At 62.2% G+C, this 381-nt stretch carries 1 protein-coding gene; it reads right to left on the reverse strand.

Annotated elements, in window-relative coordinates; translation table 11 throughout:
* Positions 1-381: hypothetical protein (locus ACX4ZE_RS23180; RefSeq protein WP_480275587.1), on the reverse strand; the 381-nt coding region annotated here is incomplete at both ends.

Here is a 381-nt window from a genome sequence, read left to right on the forward strand (position 1 = left end):
AGAGAAGGACTTCTTGGTCTTGGGCAGCTCCAACCCGAAATTGGCCTCCGGATCGGTCAGCGGTGCAGGTTGGGCGAGGGTATCCAGGCGATCCTGCAGCGTGCGGGTCACCACAGGGACCCACCGCACCCCCATACGCAAGAACACCTCGTCGGCATGGTCATAGGTGAACGCACCGGGAATCAACAGCTCCGCCCCCAGGTCGGTATCGGCGACATCGCCGTCGAGATCGAGCAACCGCCACCGCAACCGAGCCTGCTCGAGGAGTAATGTGCGGCGGGCTCCGGCCAATGCGGCGTGGCTCTCATTCGGTATGTCGTCGGAATCGGGGTGGGTGAAGGAGTTCTCGGTGATCAGCGAGATGTAGAAGCTACCATCTCC

The organism is Nocardia sp. TBRC8007, from assembly GCF_056629435.1.